This is a genomic window from Exiguobacterium sp. s43, assembly GCF_018617255.1.
Taxonomy (GTDB): Bacteria; Bacillota; Bacilli; order Exiguobacteriales; family Exiguobacteriaceae; genus Exiguobacterium; species Exiguobacterium profundum.
Genome location: NZ_JACSJT010000011.1, coordinates 1 through 1,377, shown reverse-complemented (window position 1 = coordinate 1,377; position 1,377 = coordinate 1). Strand labels below are relative to the sequence as shown.

Sequence of the window (1,377 nt, the reverse complement as noted above, 5' to 3'; positions counted from 1 at the left end):
TCCCTGCTCGTCATAGGTGAACTGCCATGCTTTCGTACCGCCAGTCTCTTGGATTGCAGTCAGGTTACCCAAGGCATCCCACGTGTACGCCAAGCGCCCATCTTCGATACGATTCCCAACTTCCACAGCCGGAGGGTATTCACAGAGACGTGATGAACCTCCATGATTTCCTTACATGTATATGTTTAAATCATGCGCAGCGCATCCAAGTTTTTTCTGGAGAATGTCGACTTCACGCCATAAAAAAACTCCCCAGTCAGATAAACAGATTTGTTATTTCAACTGTCTACCTAATGGGAAGCATATCAAATTCAGCAATCTCATTTTTTTTAGCGTTTTTTAAGGATTTATGTTACTAATTATTTTTTAAAATATTCACTTTGGTGTCTATCAATGGTATTCCTTCCCAATTTTAATCTTAGTGAAATGAATTTCAGCGCTTGCTGGTGGGAACAACAGATTACATACAAATATCTCTGTTTCTTCAAGTACATAACTTGTAATACTAACATCATGCATGAAATAGGGGAGCTGTAATCTAGTTAATTCTCTTACAGGTGCTATCCGATCATCTAATGGAGCAGATATGTCTACTTTTATACACCCTAAAAATTCAATCTGATGGTGATAATTCTCATTTTCTTCTTCGATTTTTAGTAAAACTTCATCTCCATAATACCGGCAATCAAACCCAAGAACTCGAGCATCCCAATAATATATTTTTTCAAATTCATTTAAAATCTCTTGTACATTCATTTTCATTCCTCACCTTCTATAAGGTATATGTGCATCACGACTTTTTCTATCTACAACCTTCATGTTCTTATTTAGAGGCTGACCTGTCTGATTAAACAAGTGAACATGGTGATATTTAGTTTTATTGTCTGGTGGATCGATTCTCATCCGTAATCGACCACTTCCATCTCTAACATGAACAAAACCGTTGTTTTCTGTATATTTCCAATTTTTAGGTATTTTATCTAATATTTGTTTCTTTGACATATTTGGAATATTTCTAGTACTCAATGATCCAAATGCACTATTTGATACACTGGATCGACCTCTCATGGTTTTTGAAGAACCAAAAAAATTTTTTATTGTTTTTATTACTTTATTATTTGTATTTTTATTCTTAGGAAGGTTTGCTCCTCCACCATACGAGGTTTTTATATCTTGTTGAACTAACCCGGTAGAATCGATTCGAATAATTGGGTTATTTGTAACATAGCTATATCCATTTGCCATCTCAATCGATTCGTCACTATCTAATATAGAATCAACCGATAGAAACACCGCATGCTCCGGATGATAATAACGTGCCATCAAATAGTAAAGCTTCAAATCCTCATCGTAGTAATACGAGGCATAACGGATTGG

At 35.7% G+C, this 1,377-nt stretch carries 2 protein-coding genes; both read right to left on the bottom strand.

Annotation, left to right across the window (positions count from 1 at the left end):
• Positions 1–390: 390 nt before the first annotated feature.
• Positions 391–762: a hypothetical protein gene (locus KNO79_RS15410; RefSeq protein WP_214691720.1), complete on the bottom strand. Its 372-nt coding sequence runs from the start codon at positions 760–762 to the stop codon at positions 391–393.
• A gap of 3 nt (positions 763–765) precedes the next feature.
• Positions 766–1,377: RHS repeat-associated core domain-containing protein (locus tag KNO79_RS15405; protein ID WP_214691719.1), on the bottom strand; the 612-nt coding region annotated here is incomplete at its 5' end.